This is a genomic window from Burkholderia sp. AU19243 (genome assembly GCF_018148075.1).
Lineage (GTDB): Bacteria > Pseudomonadota > Gammaproteobacteria > Burkholderiales > Burkholderiaceae > Burkholderia > Burkholderia latens_A.
Map to the genome: position 1 here is coordinate 1 of NZ_JAGSTV010000011.1, position 18,638 is coordinate 18,638.

Genomic DNA, 18,638 nt, shown 5'->3' on the forward strand with positions numbered 1-18,638 from the left:
CGTTCGTGCCGCCACCGGCACGAACGCCCGCGACCCGGCTCCGTACGTGCAACGTTTGCCATTGACGCGCATCAAGTTTTGCTCGTCGCTTGCCGCGACAATGTGCTGAAATGCAGGCTAAAGCGGCGCGATGCTCGCCGTGGCCATTCCGTTTGCGCTTCTCCGGGTCCCTCACCATGCAGACGACCTTCAGCCAGACGCACGAGGAAAACCGCCAGATCGCGGCCTGTCTCCGCGAAGCCGCGGAGCTGCTCGCCGACCAGGGTGCGAACCCTTATCGGGCAGCCGCATACCGCACGGCGGCCAACACGATCGAGTCGCTGGACGGCGGTCTCCGTCCGTTGTTCGACGCGGGCGGCGTCGACACGCTTGGCGCACTGCCGGAGATTGGCATGGGCGTCGCGCAAGCGATCGCCGAGCTGCTGGTGACCGGACGCTGGCGGCTGCTCGACCGCCTGCGCGGCGACGCGGAACGCACGTCGGCGTTCGAAGCCGTACCGGGCATCGGTCACGCGCTCGCACTGCGAATTCACGATGAATTGCACATCGACACGCTCGAGGAACTCGAACGCGCGGCCCGCAGCGGCCAGCTCGAGGCGATTGCGGGCGTCGGCCCGCGACGCGCGGCCGGCATCCGCGCCGCGCTCGACGATGTACTGACGCGCCGCCGGCGCTGGCAAGGTCACGCGCGCGACGCCGATCTCGGCACCGAGCCGCCGGTCGAGCTGCTGCTGTACATCGACCGGCTGTACCGCAACAAGGCTGCCGCAGGCACGCTGCCCACGCTCGTGTCGCGGCGGTTGAACGCGGATGTCAGCGTGTCGCCGCCCGTGATGCACATGACGAAGGGCGGCTGGCATTTCACCGCAATGTGCCCGTATCCCGCGCGCGCGCACGAGTCAGGCCGCACCGCCGACTGGGTCGCCCTCTACTTCTACGATGCATTGCAATGCGAGCATCAGCGGACGGTCGTCACCGGCACGCTCGGCTCCCTCGTCGGCAAGCGGATCGTGCGCGGACGCGAAATGGAATGCCGCGTGTATTACGCGGGCTGACCGCGCCACGGCGTGCGCCCGACGCCCCTGTGCCGGCGGCCGTGTCAAGCGCGCTCCCGCTTCGCTCGCCGCGCTGGATGGCGATGCGCGGCGATTCTGAGCAACTTCCGAAACGACGGACACTCGAGATGGCTCGGCGCCGGACACACGGCCGCATGGCGCAGCGCGTCGCGCACCGCGCCAAGCCGGCGGATCGTGCGGTCGAGTTCGTCGGCCTTGTCGTCGAGCTTCGTGCGGTCGATCGCGGGCCGGCCGTCGGCGCCGAACATCGCAAGCATGTCGTCCAGCGAAAAACCGGCCTCGCGGCCGAGCGCGATCAGCGCCAGCCGCTCCAGCACCGACTCGTCGTACTGCCGGCGCAGCCCGTGGCGACCGGCCGGCATAATCAATCCCTTTTCCTCGTAATAGCGCAATGTCGACGCGGGCAATCCCGTGCGACGCGCGACATCGGCGATGTCCAGTCGGCTCATGCTTGACCTCAAGTGAACTTGAAGGTGCAAGATAGTCGTTCGACTTTTTCGGCACAAGCCCGGCCGTCACGGACCTGCCCGCGACGACTTGTTTGCCGCTGGCGTCGGCGCGCGACCGTTCCGGCCGGAGGCCCGCGACTGCCCCGCCCGGGTTCCTGTTGCGCATCCTGTCGGTCGACGGCCGGCGGTCACTGATCGTTCGGCAGCGGCAAGCCGGTACCGCAGCCCCTCGCCGCCGTCAATCGGGCCGCCGCGCAGTCAGCCCTGCAGCCGGACGAATGTGCGTGCTCGTCCGGCGTGAAGGCATGCGCCCGCGCGCATGGCCGTTCAGACCTTCATCGTCCCGGTGCGCACGTAACGCTCGTGCCACGACAGCGCCTCGGCGAGCAGGTGCGGCGTGTGCTTGCCGAAGCTCTCGCGCGACGCGCGCTCGAAGTAGTCTTCGAGCATCGGCCGGTAGTCCGGATGCGCGCAGGTCGCGATGATCTTGCGCGCGCGCTGCTTCGGCGACAGACCGCGCAGGTCGGCGAGCCCCTGCTCGGTGACGACCACCGCGACGTCGTGCTCGGTGTGGTCGACGTGGCTCGCCATCGGCACGATCCGCGAAATCGCGCCGCCCTTCGCGGTGCTGGCCGACATGAAGCACGACAGGTAGCCGTTGCGCGCGAAGTCGCCGGAGCCGCCGATGCCGTTCTGGATCTTCGTCCCCATCACGTGCGTCGAATTCACGTTGCCGTAGATGTCGGCCTCGATCATGCCGTTCATCGCGATGCAGCCGAGGCGGCGCACGAGTTCCGGATGGTTGCTGATCTCCTGCGGGCGCAGCAGGATCTTTTCGCGGAACGTCGCGATCTCGTCGGCGAAACGCTGCACGGCCGCCGGGCTCAGCGACAGCGCGGTGGCCGACGCAAAGCGCAGCGTGCCGTCGTCGAGCAGGTCGAGCATGCCGTCCTGGATCACCTCGGTGTACGCGGTGAGGTTCGAGAAGCCGGCCGAGCTCAGCTCTGCGAGCACCGCGTTCGTGATGTTGCCGACGCCCGACTGCAGCGGCAGCAGGTTTTCGGGCAGGCGGCCGCGCTTCACTTCGTGACGCAGGAAGTCGATCAGCTGCAGCGCGATCTGCTTGGACGTCGCGTCCGGCGCGGAGAACGCGTTGCTGCGATCCGGCGCGTCGGTCTCGACGATCGCGACGATCTTGTCGGCCGGGCACCGCAGGTACGGCTCGCCGATCCGGTCGTCGCTTTTCGTCAGCGGAATCGGCTTGCGATGCGGCGGCAGCGCGGTGCCGTAATAGATGTCGTGCATCCCGTCGAGGCCGAGCGGCTGACGCGAGTTCACCTCGAGGATCACGTGCGTGGCCTGCTCGAGCCACGTCTTGTTGTTGCCGATCGACGCGGACGGAATCAGCAGACCGTCCTCGCGGATGCCCGCGACTTCGACGATCGCGACGTCGAGTTCGCCGTACAGGCCGAACCACGCATATTGCGCGACGTGGCTCAGGTGGACGTCCTGGTAATCGACTTCGCCGCTGTTGATCTTGTCGCGCAGCGTCGGGTCCGACTGGTATGGCAGACGCATCGAGATGCCGTCGGTGCGGGCGAGCGCGCCGTCGAGTTCGGGCGCCGTCGATGCGCCGGTCAGCACGTTGATCCGGAAGTCTTCGCCGCGCGCGTGGGCGGCTTCGATGTGCGCAGCGAGCGCGGCCGGCACGGCCTTCGGGTACCCCGAGCCGGTGAAGCCGCTCATCGCGACGGTCATGCCGGGACGGATCAACGCGGCGGCTTCGTCGGCGGTGCGGACGAGCGAACGCAGGGCGGGAGCAAGGATGCGTGAAGAAGACATGGCTGGTTATCTGACGCTTTCGGTCTGTCGTTGACGTCGCGGGGGGTGTCTCCTGAGCGACGCGAAGCCCTTGGGGCCGCGAGGGGCGGCCCGGCACCACGGGCACGAGCCGAGTATCGCAGAGGCCGACACGCCGAAATGTCCGCCGGTTGCAAAAGATTCTTGCCGGCGGCAACGGAAATCGAACGGCCGTTCTGTGACAGGCGCCGCGACAGCGGTGAATACAACCGAAAGCCGGTTGCGGCAAGATCGCTCGTTTGCCGTGGGCAAATCCGAACGTTCAAACACCAATCGCCCGACGCGCGCGTCGATTCACCACGAATTCGCGAACAATCGGCACGCGCTCGCGTCCCTGCGGTCGCAGCGGGCGATTGTCGCCGGCCGCCGCATTTTCGGGCCTGATGCAGGTCAAGCCCCGCGCATGCGCGCATGGCCGCCGCGCCCGCGCCAGCGGCCCGACAGCCGTTGACGGCGGCGTCGCGCGAACCATACTGAACCGTGTACGGCCCGATGCGCGCACGCCGTTTCGCGCGTCCGGTTTGCAACCGGCCGGCGCCCGGAATACGCGGTAACACTCCCGCATGTCAGGACATTGGTCGAATAAAAAGCAACAAATTACAATTCCGTATATATTTCGCCGATGGACCAAAGAAAAACCGCCACACCTTCCGAGCCACCCCTGCCGCGCACCTGGGATGCGCGGCTCGCGCGCGCGCTCGTTCGACCGCTGGTCGACACGCCCGTCACCCCGAATCACCTCACCACCGTCCGTCTGCTGATCGGCCTCGCCGGCGCCTGGTGCCTCGCGCAAGGCGGCTTCGGCTGGAGCAACGCCGGCGCATTCCTGATCGTGCTGTCGAACTTCGTCGACCACACCGACGGCGAACTCGCTCGCATCAGCGGCAAAAGCAGCAAGATCGGTCACTTTTACGACCTCGCAGCCGACGCGCTCGTGACGGTCGCGCTGTTCGTCAGCATGGGCGTCGGCATCGTCGCGCAGGGCGGCCAGATGGCCGCGTCGCCGGTGCTGCTCGGCGCGGTGGCCGGCGCCGCGGTCGCGCTGATTTTCTTCCTGCGCATGCGGATCGAATCGATTGCCGGCAAGGCCGGCACGAAGCAGGCGTTCGCCGGCGGCTTCGAGACCGAAGACGTGCTGTACCTGCTGCCGATCGTGACGCTCGTCGACGGCGTCCAGCCGTTCGTGCTCGCGGCGTCGATCGGCGCCCCGCTGTTCGCCGCATGGGTCGTGATCGACTGGTGGCGCATCGTGCGCCGCGGCAGCATCCCGCGAGAAAACGCCGGGCCGTCCCAAGTTTTCTCGTCCCCCTCGGGCGGCCTGTCGCGTAGCGACCGGTCCGGGGGCACTCAAAGTTCCACTGAAATCCAGGCTTCCAAATGACTCCTAGCACGCGCGACGACTCCGTGCTGAGCCCGGCACGCCCCGCGCCTGCACGCGCGGCAGCGGCCGATCCCGATCGCACCGTGGCCGACTGCGTCGGCCGTCTCGACCTTGACCGCCTGCGCAGCGACTACACGCGCCAGGGGTCGTTCCTGTATCTCGACGCGTTTCTGCCGGCCGACGCGCACGCGAAGCTCGCCGCCGCCGCCCGCGCGCTGCAGCCTGGCCTGAACCGGAATTACCTGCCCGGCCACAAGCAGGGCGGCAGCGTGAGCCGCCATACGATCGACGCGCAAGCGCCGTACATTGCCGAACTGTACCGGTCGAAGGCGCTGATCGGCTTCCTCGAGAAGATCACCGGCGACAAGCTGATGCTGTCGCCGGACGACGATCCCCACGCGTACGCGCTCTACTACTACACGAAGCCGGGCGACCACATCGGCTGGCACTACGACACGTCGTACTACGACGGCCGCCGCTACACGCTGCTGATCGGCGTGATCGACGATTCGTCGTGCCGGCTCGACTACGAACTGCATACGCGCAATCCCGACGTGCCCGACGAACCGGGCTCCGTGCAGATCGCCGACGGCGGCATCGTGCTGTTCGACGGCGACAAGCTCCGCCACCGCGTCACGCCGCTCGGCCAGAACGAGACGCGTGTGTCGCTGACGTTCGAATACGTGACCAACCCCGGCATGCGGCCGTGGAAGCGCTTCATCTCGAACATGAAGGACGCGATCGCGTATTTCGGTTTCCGTCAGGTATTCAAGCAGCTGGCCAGCCGCCGGTCGACCGGGTCATGACACGCGCCGGCCTGATCCTGCTGTCCCTCGGCACGGCACTGTTCGTTGCGCTGCTCGCATGGCAGGGCGTCGGCGCTGTCGCGTCGACGTTCCTCGCGGCCGGCTGGGGCCTCGCGCTCGTCGCCGCGTTCCACGTCGTGCCGCTCGCGATCGACGCATGCGCGATTTCGGTGATGTTCCGCCGCGGCCAGCCGGGCGCCGATCTCGGCAATGCGCTGCGCACGCGCTGGGTCGGCGAATCGGTCAACAGCCTGCTGCCCGCCGGCCAGATCGGCGGCCCGGTGCTGATGGTGCGCCACCTCGCGCAGCGCGGCACGCGGATGGCCGACGCGGCCGCCGTCGTCACGGTCAGCACGACGATGCAGGCGCTCGCGCAGATGGCGTTCGCACTGATCGGCATCGCGACGTTCAGCATGTATGCAACGCACGAATCGGTCGCCCACTTGCGCATGCCGGCGCTGATCGCCACCGGCGTGCTCGGTGCGCTCGCCGTCGCGTTCTACGCGGCGCAGCGGCGGGGGCTGTTCGGCCGCGGCATGCGGCTCGCGTCGAAGCTGCTCGGCCCGCGCGACTGGTCGTCGCTCGCGACCCGCGCGGACGCGATCGACGCGGCGGTCGGCGCGCTGTACCGCGATCGCGCGAAGGTCGCGAACACCTTCGCATTGAGCCTCGCCGGCTGGATCGTCGGCACCGCGGAAGTGTGGCTCGCGCTGCACTTTCTCGGGCACCCGGTCAGCTGGCTCGACGCGCTGCTGCTCGAGAGCGTCGGCCAGGCGATTCGCGGTGCGGCGTTCGCGATTCCGGGCTCGCTCGGCGCGCAGGAAGGCGGTTACCTGCTGCTCGCGCCGCTTGTCGGCCTGCCGCCCGACGCGGCGCTCGCGCTGTCGCTCGCGAAGCGCGCGCGCGAACTCGCGCTCGGCCTGCCGGGCCTGCTCTATCTGCATTTCAGTGAAAGAAACTGGCAACGGCGCCACGCGCCGCAGCCGCTCGCCGACTGATCGTTCAGATCGCCGGCTTTTTGGTTGGAGAACCCATGCGAGCCATCATTCTTGCGGCAGGCCTCGGCTTGCGCCTGCAACAGCCGCCCGAGGCGCAGTTCCCGAAGTGCCTGCTGCGCTTCGACGACGTGTCGCTGCTCGAGCGCCATCTGCGTGTGCTCGACGCCGCGGGCGTCGATGAAATCGTGCTCGGGCTCGGCTTCCAGCACGAGAAGGTCGAGCAGGAGCTGAAGCGCCTCGGCCGCACCGCCGAGATCGTGATCAACGACCGCTACGACCTCGGCAGCGTGCTGACCGTGCACACCGTCGCCGATGCGATGACGCGCGGCGGCGACGTGCTGCTGATGGACGCGGACGTGCTGTACGACGAAAACATTCTGCACGCGCTGGTCGCCGACGCCGACAAGGCCGTCGACCGACTGCTGATCGACCGCGACTTCGAGGCCGGCGACGAGCCGGTCAAGCTGTGCCTGAAAAACGGCGTGCCGGTCGAGTTGCGCAAGCAGCTCGCGGTCGATCTCGACTACGACACGATCGGCGAATCCGTGGGCTTTTTCCGATTCACCGAAGGTACTGCGCGCCGCCTTGCGGCGATCGTCGCCGGCTATGTCGACAGCGGCCGCGCGAACATGCCGCACGAGGAAGCAGTGCGCGACCTGTTGCTCGAAGGCGGCCATTCGTTCGACGTCGCCGACGTCACGGGTTCGCCGTGGATCGAGATCGACTTCCCGAACGACGTCGCACGCGCGACGCAAGACATTCTCCCCCTGATTCAACGCACCACCGCAGGAGTCGCACGATGAACGCACGCGAACCCAACTTCTCCGAATCGCGCAGCGCACGCCTGCGCCGCATGCTCGTCAGCAGCGATCTCGAATTTCTGATGGAAGCGCACAACGGCCTGTCCGCGCGCATCGTTCGCGAAGCCGGCTTCAAAGGCATCTGGGCCTCGGGCCTCGCGATCTCCGCGCAGTTCGGCGTGCGCGACAACAACGAAGCGAGCTGGACGCAGGTCGTCGACGTGCTCGAGTTCATGGCCGACGCGAGCGACCTGCCGATCCTGCTCGACGGCGACACCGGCTACGGCAACTTCAACAACGTGCGCCGCCTCGTGAAGAAGCTCGAGCAGCGCGGCATTGCCGGCGTGTGCATCGAGGACAAGCAGTTCCCGAAGACGAACAGCTTCATCGACGGCGAACGCCAGCCGCTCGCCGAGATCGACGAGTTCTGCGGCAAGATCAAGGCCGGCAAGGATTCGCAAAGCGACCCGGACTTCTCGATCGTCGCGCGTGTCGAAGCGCTGATCGCGGGCTGGGGGATGGACGAGGCGCTGCGCCGCGCGAACGCGTACGCGGAAGCCGGCGCCGACGCGATCCTGATCCACAGCAAGCTGTCGCGCCCCGACGAAATCCTGCAGTTCGCCCGCGAGTGGAGCGGCAAGGCGCCGCTCGTGATCGTGCCGACCAAGTACTACAGCACGCCGACCGACGTGTTCCGCCAGGCCGGCATCAGCACCGTGATCTGGGCGAACCACCTGATCCGCGCATCGGCGTCCGCGATGCAGGCCACCGCGCGCGAAATCCACGCGAGCGAAACGCTGATCAACGTCGAGGACCGCGTCGCGTCGGTCAACGAAATTTTCCGCCTGCAGGACGCCGACGAATACTCGGCCGCCGAGCGCATCTACCTGTCGTCGTCGTCGCGCGCGTCGAACGCCGCAATTGTGCTCGCGGCGAGCCGCGGCAAGGGGCTCGAGGCCGTCACCGAAGACAAGCCGAAGGTCATGCTGCCGGTCGCCGGCAAGCCGCTCCTGCGCTGGCTCGTCGACGGCTTCAAGAAGCACGGCGTGAACGACATCACCGTGGTCGGCGGCTATCGCGCCGACGCGATCGATACGTCGGGCATCAAGCTCGTCGTCAACGAACGTCATGCGCAGACGGGCGAGCTCGCGTCGCTCGCGTGCGCGGCCGAACGCCTGACCGGCGACACCGTGATCTCGTACGGCGACCTGCTGTTCCGCAGCTACATCCTGCGCGACCTCGCGGAGAGCGAGGCCGAGTTCAGCGTCGTCGTCGATTCGTCGCTCACCGAAACCAACCAGAGCGTGCGCGACTTCGCGCTGTGTTCGGCCGCTGACGACCGCGGCCTGTTCGGCCAGAAGACGTATCTGCAACGCGTGTCGAGCGACGTTGCCGCCGGCACGCCGCATGGCCGCTGGATCGGTCTTCTGAACGTGCGCGGTGCGGGCGTCGAGCGCCTGAAGGCAATGCTCGCGACGCTGCAGGCGCGCCCGGATTTCGACACGCTCGACATTCCGGCGCTGTTGAACGAACTGATCGCCGCCGGCGAGAAAATCGAGGTGCAGTACGTGCACGGCCACTGGCGCGGTGTCAACGATCTCGAGGACTTCCGCCGCGCCGGCGACTTCGCGCACGGCCAGACGCCGCTGTCCGAGCCGGGCGGCAACGGGAGCGCGCAATGATCGAAGCGGCCCAGTTCGTCGAGGCGGCGCGCGAGCGCGGCTTTGACTGGTACGCGGGCGTGCCGTGCTCGTACCTGACGCCGTTCATCAACTACGTGCTGCAGGACCCGACGCTGCACTACCTGTCGGCTGCGAACGAAGGCGACGCGGTCGCGCTGATCGCGGGTGCGACGCTCGGGGGCAAGCGCGGGATCGCGATGATGCAGAACTCGGGGCTCGGCAACGCGGTGAGCCCGCTCACGTCGCTGACGTGGACGTTCCGGCTGCCGCAGCTGCTGATCGTCACGTGGCGCGGCCAGCCGGGCGTGCCCGACGAGCCGCAGCATGCGCTGATGGGGCCGATCACGCCGGCGATGCTCGACACGATGGAAATTCCGTGGGAGACGTTCCCGACCGACCCCGAACAGGTCGGCCCGGCGCTCGACCGCGCGATCGCGCACATGGACGCCACCGGCCGCCCGTACGCGCTCGTGATGCAGAAAGGCAGCGTTGCGCCGTATGAGCTGAAGGCGAACCCGGCGGCGACGCCGCGCGCACACGTCGCCGCGCAGTCGGCGGCGCGCGCGGCGTCGCCGGCTGCATGGCCGACCCGCCACGATGCGCTGCAGCGCGTGATCGCGCACACGCCGGTCGATTCGACGGTCGTCCTCGCATCGACCGGCTTCTGCGGCCGCGAACTCTATGCGATCGACGATCGGCCGAACCAGCTGTACATGGTCGGCTCGATGGGTTGCGTCACGCCGCTCGCGCTCGGTCTCGCGCTCGCGCGCCCCGACCTGCGCGTGGTGGCCGTCGACGGCGACGGCGCCGCGCTGATGCGCATGGGTGCGTTCGCGACGCTCGGCACGTACGGCCCGTCGAATCTCACGCACGTGCTGCTCGACAACGGCGCGCACGAATCGACGGGCGGCCAGGCGACCGTGTCGCAGCATGTGTCGTTCGCGGGCGTCGCGGCCGCGTGCGGCTACGCGTCTGCCGTCGAAGGCGACACGCTCGACGTGCTGGAGGCGGCGCTCGACGCGGCGCAGCCGGCGAACGGCACGCGCTTCGTGCGGCTTGCGATCCGCACCGGCGTGCCCGACGGCCTGCCCCGCCCGACCGTCACGCCGGTCGAAGTAAAGACGCGCCTGATGCGGCATATCGGCGCCGCGCGGGCCGAAGCCCATGCTGAAGGAGCCCACTGATGCTGCTGCTGAATCCCGGCCCGGTCACGCTCACCGAACGCGTGCGCCGCAGCCTGCTGCAACCCGACCTGTGCCATCGCGAAAGCGAATTCTTCGATCTGCAGGATGAAGCGCGTGCGCGCCTCGCTGCCGCATACGAGCTCGATCCGGCCGAATGGGCCGCCGTGTTGATGACGGGCTCGGGCACCGCCGCCGTCGAAAGCATGATTGCGGCGCTCGTGCCGCAGGACGGCAAGCTGCTCGTGATCGAGAACGGCGTGTACGGCGAACGCATCACGCAGATCGCGACGCAATACGGAATCGCGCACGACGTGCTGAAGCACGAATGGATGCAGGCGCCCGATCTCGCACAGATCGCCGCGCGTCTCGACGCCGGCGGTTATTCGCACGTCGCGGTGATTCATCACGAAACGACGACCGGCCGGCTGAACGACCTCGGCGCAATCGCGGACGTATGCCGCGTGCGCGGCGTCAAAATGCTCGTCGACGGCGTCAGCAGCTTCGGCGCCGAAGCGATCGATTTCGCCGGCGGCGTGATCGACGCGGTCGCCGCGACCGCGAACAAGTGCCTGCACGGCGTGCCCGGTGCGGCATTCGTGATCGTGCGACGCGGCGCGCTCGTGAAGGCGGCAAGCCGCACCTACTATCTCGACCTCGGGCGTCTCGCAAAGCTGCAGGATCAGCGCAATACGCCGTTCACGCCGTCCGTGCACGCGTATTACGCACTCGTCGAGGCACTGCGCGAGTTCGATGAAGCCGGTGGCTGGCGTGCGCGCCATGCGCATTACAAGGCGCTCGCCGATCAGGTGCAGGCTGGGCTCGCGGCGCGCGGGATGCCGCTGGTGTTGCCGGAAGGGGCTTCGTCGGTCATGCTGCGCGCGTACCGGCTGCCGCAGGGCATCACGTACGAGACGCTGCACGACGGCCTGAAGGCGCGCGGCTTCGTGATCTACGCGGGGCAAGGCGGGTTGTCGAAGGAACTGTTCCGCATTTCGACGATGGGCGCGATTGGTGCGGCCGACGTCGATCGACTGCTGGACGGTTTTACGGCACTGACGCGGTAAATAGTCGCTGCTGGTCGACGAAAGGCCCGGACTGAACCGAACCCCAGGCGCGGACATAGATCCGACTCTTGGGATCGGTTCACGAGGGCCGTTTTCATTTGCGTCACACGATGTCCGTCCGTCGCCGAACAGCGGCGTGCGATGGCGGCGGCGCGGAAAGCGGGCCTCGGGCCGGCAAGCTCTTTCTGCGGAACATCGTGAAGCTGTCCCGATTCACGTCCACCACTGCACTCCTTCGCTTTTTGCCCCTGCTCGCATTCGCTGCCCGAGAGCAAAACCCCTCCGAAAGTAACAAGCTGCATGTCGTCGCGACCGAGAAGTCGACCGTCGCGAAAGATGCCGTCACGGAAGTCGGCCCGGACAGCTATCGCATCGATACCGCACCGTACCGGCTGTCGCCCGACGGGCGCGCGTTCGGCGACACGCACGATCGTCAAGTACGACGGCAAGTCATGCGGGATCGACTTGTTCCGGGCCTTCTGATATCCGCCGAACGCGCATAAGCGTTTGCAATGAGGCGGACGGCGAACCGCACCCGCCTACTTCACCACCGTCGGCCCGATCGCATCCGTCTGCACCGCCGCGAGCAGTGCATCATCGCGCACACGTCGCGCCTCGCGTGCCGCAAAACGATCCTTCAACCGCAGGAACGGCTTCTCGACGAGGAAGTAACTGGCCGTCGCGGCCAGCAGCGACCACACGATACCGACCGGGAACGCATGCGGAACCGCCAGATCGGGATTCGCGAACGGCTGCTGCCACAGATACAGGCTGAACGAGATCGTGCCGACGAACACGATGGGCGCGGCCCGCAACCAACGCGCGCACCAGAATTCACTGCGGAAGTTCAGCACTACGATCACGATCGCAATCAGCGCGGCCTCGAGCGTCACGCCATACGTTGCATTCCAGAAGCCGCCGAGCCGGTGTTCGGCAACGGGCATCGCGAACAGCACGATGAAGACGAGCGCCGTCGCGATGCGCGACTCGCCGCGCCACGAGCGAATCCATGCTTCGAGCCGTTCGCGGTTGAGCGCCGCATAGCAGCCGGTCAGGATCGGATCGACGCCCGTATGCAGCATCATCCCGAGCTGGCCGCGCAGCACCGGCGCAATGCAGTATGTGATCGCCCGCACCAGCGGCACGACCAGGATCAGCGCGGCCAGCCAGCGCGTGCCGCGACGGCGGGCGCCGTACACGAACAGCAGTGGCCAGAACCAGTAAAACTGCTCCTCGAGCGCGAGCGACCAGAAATGCCCGAGATACCACGCGCCGGCCGGATGCAGCGTGTTGTCGCCGGCCAGCCCGAACCACGCCGAGTAGTTCCACAGATGCAGCGCCGCGTACAGCCACTGACGGCGATCGACGTCGAGCCAGCCGGCAAAGGCAAGCACGCCGATGGTCGCGAGATACACGTAGCACGCCGGCCAGATCCGCAGCGCACGGCGCACATAGAACGACGTCAGGGCAATCCCGCCGGTGCGCGCGAGCTCCGCACGCAGCACGTTGGTGATCAGGAAACCGCTGAGCACGAAGAAGATCACCACGCCGAGCCGGCCGTCGGCGATCAGCCGCAACGGCGCGAACCAGCCGGTGTAGCCGCCCGGCAGCACGTGCTCCGCATGGCCGACGACGACCATCGTGACCGCGACGGCACGCAACCCGGTCAGCTGCTTGACGCGATGGTTCATCGGCTCGTTTCCCGTTGGCACGGTGGAGGAACGGAATGAAGGCCGGCGCGCGCGACCGGCTCGCCGATATGTCGCCGGGATTTTGTCTGAAAAATATCGGAACGAAATTGCTTCAAAAATTTCGATGTCTCTGTCGGCGCGGCACGCTGCCGCGCCACGCGCGGCCCGCCGGCACACGGCAGCCGGCATGAATGGGCATAATGACAAGTCTTGTCCGGCGACGGCCGGCCCGATGCCGACACAACGAATTTTGCGGCGCCGCAATATCCGCGATACCGGCGCCGCGGTATTCCGGTCGCACACGGCCCGAGCCTCGTCCCCCTCCTGCCGACCTCATCCCGGAGCCTGCCTGTGTACCCACCGATCGAACCCTACGCCCACGGCCATCTCGACACCGGCGACGGCCACCGCATTTACTGGGAGCGCTGCGGCAACCCGTCCGGCAAGCCCGCGGTGTTCCTGCACGGCGGCCCGGGCGCAGGCTGCAGCCCCGATCATCGCCGCCTGTTCGATCCCGAGCGCTACGACATCCTGCTGTTCGACCAGCGCGGCTGCGGGCGTTCGACGCCGCATGCGAGCCTCGAACACAACACGACGTGGGATCTGGTCGCCGACATCGAGCGGCTGCGCGAGATGGTCGGCGCAGAACAATGGCTCGTGTTCGGCGGCTCGTGGGGCAGCGCGCTCGCCCTCGCGTATGCGGAAACGCATCCGCAACGCGTGAGCGCGCTGATCGTGCGCGGCATCTTCACGATGCGGCGCGCTGAATTGCTGTGGTATTACCAGGAAGGCGCATCGTGGTTGTTTCCGGATCTGTGGGAGGAGTTCGTCGCACCGATTCCCGAGGCCGAGCGCGGCGACCTGATGGCCGCATATCATCGCCGGCTGACGGGCGACGACGAAGCCGCGAAGCTCGAAGCCGCGCGCGCATGGAGCATCTGGGAAGGCCGCACCATCACGCTGCTGCCCGATCCGGCACTGGCCGCGCACTTCGCGGACGGCCACTACGCGCTCGCGTTCGCTCGGATCGAGAACCACTACTTCGTGAACCGCGGTTTCGTCGAAGAAGGCCAACTGCTGCGCGACGCGCATCGCCTCGCCGGCATTCCGGGCGTGATCGTGCAAGGGCGCTACGACATCGCAACGCCGGCGCGCACCGCGTGGGACCTCGCGAAAGCCTGGCCCGACGCGACGTTCGAAATCGTGCCCGACGCCGGGCATGCGTACAACGAACCGGGCATTCTCAAGGCGCTGCTCGCGGCGACGGACCGGTTCGCGGCGTGAGCCGCACGCCAACACGCGGCGCTGCATCCGGCCATGCAGGCCACGTCGGCCTGCATGCGCCTCACGCGCTCACAGCGCGGCTTCGACGATCGTCCGGCCGCTGATCGCGCGCTCGACGAGCTGTTCGTCGCCCACCTTGCGGATCGCATCGTCGAGCAGCCCTTCCGGCTCTTCGGTCGCGACCTTCAGCAGGCCCGACAAGCCGCGCGCGTCGAGCACGACGAGCGTCTCCATCGAATCCGCGCGGCTCACGAGCACGCGGCGGAACGCCGGGCCCGCGCCGAAGCTCGCGCACAACGTTATTTTCTCGTTGCCGAGCGTGTAGTCGAAGTTCTTGATCATGTTCGCCGCCGTTGCAAGGGAATGGCGACGCGCGACGGCGCGGCTCCGTAACGCGGCCGCGCCCGCGCGTGCCGCCGGCACCGGACCGCGGAGCGATCCATTCGCCGGCACGACCATGCTAGGCGTGCAGTATTAACGAAGACTTAAAGCGCGCAAATGGCGCCGCCGCGGCCGATCGCGCCGTATCACGCCACCGCTTCGTCGAGCGGCTCAACCGTCACGCCGACCTTCAGCTCCTGATCCGCGCCGCCGCCGCGAATCACGCCGCGCAGCGGCGTCACGTCCGCATAGTCGCGGCCGATCGACAGCATCACGTAGTCGTCGCCAGGCGCACGATCGTTGGTTGGATCGAGCTGCAGCCAGCCGCCGTCCTCCGGCCACGCCGGGTCGTACACGTCGACCCACGCATGCGACGCATCCGCGCCGATCAGCCGCGACTGACCCGGCGGCGGCTGCGTCAGCAGGTAACCGCTCACGTAACGCGCGGCGAGCCCGAGCGAGCGCAGCGCGCCGATCATCACGTGCGCGAAATCCTGACACACGCCCTTGCGCAATCGCAATGCGTCGAGCGCGGTCGTCGTGATGTCGGTGCTGTTGGGCGTGTACGCGAAATCCGCGTGAATGCGCCGCATCAGGTCCCACGCCGCCTGCACGAGCGGCCGCTGCGGCGTAAAACTCGCAGCCGCATACGCAGCCAGTTCCGGATCGCATCCGACGTGCGGCGATGCGAACACGAACTCGCTCGCCGCGTCGTACGGCTGCCCCGCACGAAATCGCAGGCGCTCGCGTACCGCTTCCCACGGCGTTGCGTGTTCGGCGCCGGGGTTCGCGATCGCGGGCGGCGGCGCGCCGCGCGCGCCCTGCGACCATACGGGTGCACTTACGCGCACCGTGCTGCGGCTGCGCACGAGCAGCGCGTCGTGCGGCTGATTAAGCGCGAACGACGCGCGTGCATTGCCGAAAGCATCGATCTCGGTGCCGACCGTTTCCGGTGAAGGCTCGATGTCGAGCGCGAACGACAACACCTGCTGGCGCGGCGTCGCGAGCGGCTGCAGCCGCGCCTGGTGCTGCGCGGATTCGACGCGCGCCGCATAGCGGTATTCGGTGTCGTGCGTGACGCGCAGCAGGCGGCCCGGCGCGGCGGCAACCGGCACGGCGGATGCGCTCGACGCAGCCGGCGCGGCCGCTGCCTGCTTCACGGTTTCGGAACCGGGCACGGGCGGCGTCTTCGCCGCGTGTTTCGTCGTCACCATAGCGTCCTGCCCGCCTCGCGCACGTGACTGAAATAGCGCTCGCCGATCCGGTTCGACAGATCCCACACGGCTTTCACGGTCGTGTCGAGCGCGCAGAGCAACCTGTCGTGCCGGCCATCCTCATCGGTTTCGCACAGCTCGTGCAGCGACCACGCGGGCACATCCGGAATCGTCTCGGCCAGCTCGGACAGCGCATAGCCTTCGCTGCGCTCGACCTTCGTCAGCCGGCCGCGCAGCGCCTGCACGACCCAGCCGAGCGAGCGCGGGTTGTCGGTGTCGAGCACGACGAGCGACAGCAGCGGCGCGACGTCGAAACCGCGCTGAAAGCGCGAGCGGAACGTGATCGTGCTGTCGAACAGTTCGAGCACGAGCTCGAAGCCGTCCTGCCGGTGCACCGCGCCGTCGTCGAACGCGAACTTCAGCACGCTGCACAGAAAGTCCAGCCGGTCGATCTGGCGGCCGATCGACAGCAGCCGCCAGCCGTCATCGCGCGTCATGTTGTCGGTCTGCGCGCCGGTGATCGCGCCGAGCAGCAGCCCTAGCCGCTCGAGCAGCTGCAACGCCTCGTTGCCGATCTGCTCCTCGGCTTCCGGATGATCGGCGCTGTCTGCAAAGAGTTGCGTCGCGTCGTCGATCAGCCGCCACTGGTCGCTCGACAATCGCTCGCGGATCGCCGCGGCCGCGCCGCGCATCCCGAACAGGCACGACGCGATGCCCGACGTGCGATCCGCGCCGCGGGTCAGCGACGTCGCGAGCGCGTACTGGAACGCGCGTGGCGCATCGACGGCATTCGGCGCATCGGCCGCGATCAGCCCCGTGTCGCGGCACAACGTATCGAGCAGTTCCAGGTGTGCGGGACTGTCGACGTCGTCCTCGCCGCGCAGCCGCTCCAGCGCCGCGCGCGCGAGCCGCATCAGATTGGTCGCGCGTTCGGTGTAGCGGCCGAGCCAGAACAGGTTCTCGGCCGCTCGGCTCGCGATCGCGCGCGGACGCTCGACGAGATCGTCGGGGCCGAGACGCGTCTGCAGCAGCGTCGTCGAATCGACGATGCCTTCGGTCATCACCCACGTATCGACGGTGCTGCCGCCGCGCGGCATCGGCGCGTTGAACAGCGTGTCGCGCGTGCCGACGCGCGACAGACCGCCCGGCAGCAGCCGCCAGCGCTGCGCGCCGTCGGCAAGCGCGAACACGCGCAGCAGCAGCGGCTTCGGCACGATTCGCGCGCCGCCCTGTCCGTCGGGCGCACCCTGCCCCGGCCACGTCGGCGCCTGCGACAGCGGCAGGTCTGCCTGCACGGTGTAATGCTCGGGGCGGGCCAGAATCCGCGCGCGCCACTCGGCGAGTTGCGCCGGCGTGAGCCGCGCGCCGATCACCGGATCGAACGTGCCGCCCGCCTGCACGTCGGCCGGATACGACGGCTTGACGATGCAGCGCGCGAGCTGCGGCAGCGCATCGTTGCACGCGGCCGCCTCGCCGCACCACCATGAATGCACGGCCGGCAGCGTCAGCGTTTCGCCGAGCACCGCTTCGGCAAGGCGCGGCATGAAACCGAGCATGCCCGGCGATTCGAGAAAGCCGGAGCCCGGCGCATTCGCGAGCAGCACGTTGCCCGCGCGCACGGCCTGCAACAGGCCCGGCACGCCGAGCATCGAATCGGGCCGCAGCTCCAGCGGGTCGAGCCACGCGTCGTCGACGCGCCGCAGAATTCCGTGCACCGGTTCGAGGCCGCGCAGCGTCTTCAGAAACACGCGGTTGTCGCGCGCCGTGAGGTCGCCGCCTTCGACGAGCGTAAGGCCGAGGTAGCGGGCGAGATACGCATGCTCGAAGTACGTCGCACTGTGCGGCCCCGGCGTCAGCAGCACGATCCGCGAATTCTTCCTCGCCGGGCTGAGCGCCTGCATGCTCTGCAGCAGCGACCGGTACGCGGACGCGAGCCGCTGCACGCGCAGCCCGCGAAAACCGCGCGGAAAGAGCCGCGACACGATCAGCCGGTTCTCCAGCAGATAACCGAGGCCCGCCGCGCCCTGCGTGTGCTGCGCGACGATCCGCCATTGCCCGTCCGGGCCGCGCGCGAGATCGAACGCAACCACGTGCAGCCACGTATCGCCCGGCACGCGTGCGCCGCGCATCGCGCGCAGGTAGCCCGGATGCCCGGTGACGAGCGCCGGCGGCAGCAACCCGCGCTGCAGGATCGTCTGCGGCCCGTACACGTCAGCCATCGTCGCGTTCAGCAACCGCACGCGCTGCAGCACGCCGCGTTCGATCGCGACCCAGTCCTCGGGCGTGACGATCAGCGGCAACAGGTCGAGCGACCACGGGCCGGCAGCGCCGTCGCCGGCGCGTTGTTCGTGGAGCTGGTAGAACAGGCCGTTCTCGCGCATGCGCCGCTGCAGCGCATCGGCGCGGCGATCGAGGTCGGCCACGCCGTCGCTGCCGATCGACGTGAAAAAGCTGCGCCATGCGGGCGCGAGCGGCGGCGCGTTCAGACCGGCGGCACTGCCGCGCAGTTCGTCGTAGCGGCCGGCAGCGGCCGGCGCCGCGAGCGCGGCGGCCAGTTCCGCGGCGTCCGGCTGCGCGCCGGTATCGAAAAGCGTGGGCATCGCGTCGGCGTCGGCGAGATCGTCGGGGTGAATGGGCGGCACGGTCGGTATCGTTCCGTCGTCAGCGTGCGGACGCGCGCGCACGCCGCCGCACGGGCGGCGGCGCGCAGCGCGTGCGGCGAGTACGGCGGGCAGCCGCAACCTGCCCGCATCCTAGCACTTGAGCGG

15 protein-coding genes and 1 pseudogene are annotated in these 18,638 nt (G+C 68.3%); 10 read left to right on the forward strand and 6 right to left on the reverse strand.

What is annotated here, in order from left to right:
• Window positions 1-176: 176 nt before the first annotated feature.
• Window positions 177-1,055: a helix-hairpin-helix domain-containing protein gene (locus KDW55_RS20155; RefSeq protein ID WP_212161010.1), complete on the forward strand. Its 879-nt coding sequence runs from the start codon at window positions 177-179 to the stop codon at window positions 1,053-1,055.
• A 44-nt stretch (window positions 1,056-1,099) separates the two neighbouring features.
• Here KDW55_RS20155 and KDW55_RS20160 read toward each other — a convergent pair whose 3' ends face one another.
• Complete coding sequence (locus KDW55_RS20160; RefSeq protein WP_059546673.1) at window positions 1,100-1,525, reverse strand: helix-turn-helix domain-containing protein; 426 nt, start codon at window positions 1,523-1,525, stop codon at window positions 1,100-1,102.
• A gap of 327 nt (window positions 1,526-1,852) precedes the next feature.
• Window positions 1,853-3,367, reverse strand: coding sequence for an acetyl-CoA hydrolase/transferase family protein (locus KDW55_RS20165; protein ID WP_069242855.1), 1,515 nt, complete (start codon window positions 3,365-3,367; stop codon window positions 1,853-1,855).
• 640 nt (window positions 3,368-4,007) lie between these two features.
• On the opposite strand from KDW55_RS20165, the gene KDW55_RS20170 reads away from it, so the two are divergent.
• From KDW55_RS20170 to KDW55_RS20205, 8 genes and pseudogenes are all read left to right on the forward strand, one after another.
• A complete protein-coding gene (locus KDW55_RS20170) occupies window positions 4,008-4,766 on the forward strand; it encodes a CDP-alcohol phosphatidyltransferase family protein (protein WP_212161009.1) in 759 nt (252 codons plus the stop codon).
• Window positions 4,763-5,572, forward strand: a complete 810-nt coding sequence (locus KDW55_RS20175) for a 2OG-Fe(II) oxygenase (RefSeq protein WP_040139604.1) — start codon at window positions 4,763-4,765, stop codon at window positions 5,570-5,572. The genes KDW55_RS20170 and KDW55_RS20175 overlap by 4 nt, the downstream gene beginning before the upstream one ends.
• Window positions 5,569-6,570 carry a TIGR00374 family protein gene (locus tag KDW55_RS20180; protein WP_059546667.1) on the forward strand — a complete coding sequence of 334 codons (1,002 nt, stop codon included), beginning with the start codon at window positions 5,569-5,571 and terminating at the stop codon, window positions 6,568-6,570. The genes KDW55_RS20175 and KDW55_RS20180 overlap by 4 nt, the downstream gene beginning before the upstream one ends.
• 35 nt (window positions 6,571-6,605) lie before the next feature.
• The gene (locus tag KDW55_RS20185; RefSeq protein WP_040139602.1) at window positions 6,606-7,373 is read left to right on the forward strand and encodes a phosphocholine cytidylyltransferase family protein; all 768 of its coding nucleotides are present in this window, start codon (window positions 6,606-6,608) and stop codon (window positions 7,371-7,373) included.
• Complete coding sequence (gene aepX, locus KDW55_RS20190) at window positions 7,370-9,052, forward strand: phosphoenolpyruvate mutase (protein WP_040139601.1); 1,683 nt, start codon at window positions 7,370-7,372, stop codon at window positions 9,050-9,052. The genes KDW55_RS20185 and aepX overlap by 4 nt, the downstream gene beginning before the upstream one ends.
• Window positions 9,049-10,236, forward strand: a complete 1,188-nt coding sequence (aepY, locus tag KDW55_RS20195) for a phosphonopyruvate decarboxylase (RefSeq protein ID WP_040139600.1) — start codon at window positions 9,049-9,051, stop codon at window positions 10,234-10,236. Before aepX ends, aepY begins: the two co-directional genes overlap by 4 nt.
• Window positions 10,236-11,300, forward strand: a complete 1,065-nt coding sequence (locus tag KDW55_RS20200; protein ID WP_212198019.1) for a 2-aminoethylphosphonate aminotransferase — start codon at window positions 10,236-10,238, stop codon at window positions 11,298-11,300. Before aepY ends, KDW55_RS20200 begins: the two co-directional genes overlap by 1 nt.
• Before the next feature lie 302 nt (window positions 11,301-11,602).
• A pseudogene (locus KDW55_RS20205) lies at window positions 11,603-11,719 on the forward strand (multidrug ABC transporter ATPase); the annotation flags it as partial.
• Window positions 11,720-11,839: 120 nt separating this feature from the next.
• Here the strand turns inward: KDW55_RS20205 and KDW55_RS20210 are convergent.
• Complete coding sequence (locus KDW55_RS20210; RefSeq protein WP_212161006.1) at window positions 11,840-12,991, reverse strand: acyltransferase; 1,152 nt, start codon at window positions 12,989-12,991, stop codon at window positions 11,840-11,842.
• 351 nt (window positions 12,992-13,342) lie between these two features.
• Between KDW55_RS20210 and pip the strand changes: the two genes are divergently transcribed.
• Window positions 13,343-14,275 carry a prolyl aminopeptidase gene (pip, locus tag KDW55_RS20215; protein WP_069242846.1) on the forward strand — a complete coding sequence of 311 codons (933 nt, stop codon included), beginning with the start codon at window positions 13,343-13,345 and terminating at the stop codon, window positions 14,273-14,275.
• A 69-nt stretch (window positions 14,276-14,344) separates the two neighbouring features.
• Here pip and KDW55_RS20220 read toward each other — a convergent pair whose 3' ends face one another.
• The 3 genes from KDW55_RS20220 to KDW55_RS20230 all read right to left on the reverse strand — a co-directional run bounded on the left by KDW55_RS20220 (window position 14,345) and on the right by KDW55_RS20230 (window position 18,470).
• On the reverse strand, window positions 14,345-14,617 hold the full coding sequence (locus tag KDW55_RS20220) for a hypothetical protein (RefSeq protein WP_040141070.1): 273 nt from the start codon (window positions 14,615-14,617) through the stop codon (window positions 14,345-14,347).
• Between the two features lie 185 nt (window positions 14,618-14,802).
• A complete protein-coding gene (locus KDW55_RS20225) occupies window positions 14,803-15,870 on the reverse strand; it encodes a transglutaminase family protein (protein WP_069242845.1) in 1,068 nt (355 codons plus the stop codon).
• Window positions 15,864-18,470: a circularly permuted type 2 ATP-grasp protein gene (locus KDW55_RS20230; protein WP_040141069.1), complete on the reverse strand. Its 2,607-nt coding sequence runs from the start codon at window positions 18,468-18,470 to the stop codon at window positions 15,864-15,866. Before KDW55_RS20230 ends, KDW55_RS20225 begins: the two co-directional genes overlap by 7 nt.
• Window positions 18,471-18,638: the final 168 nt, after the last annotated feature.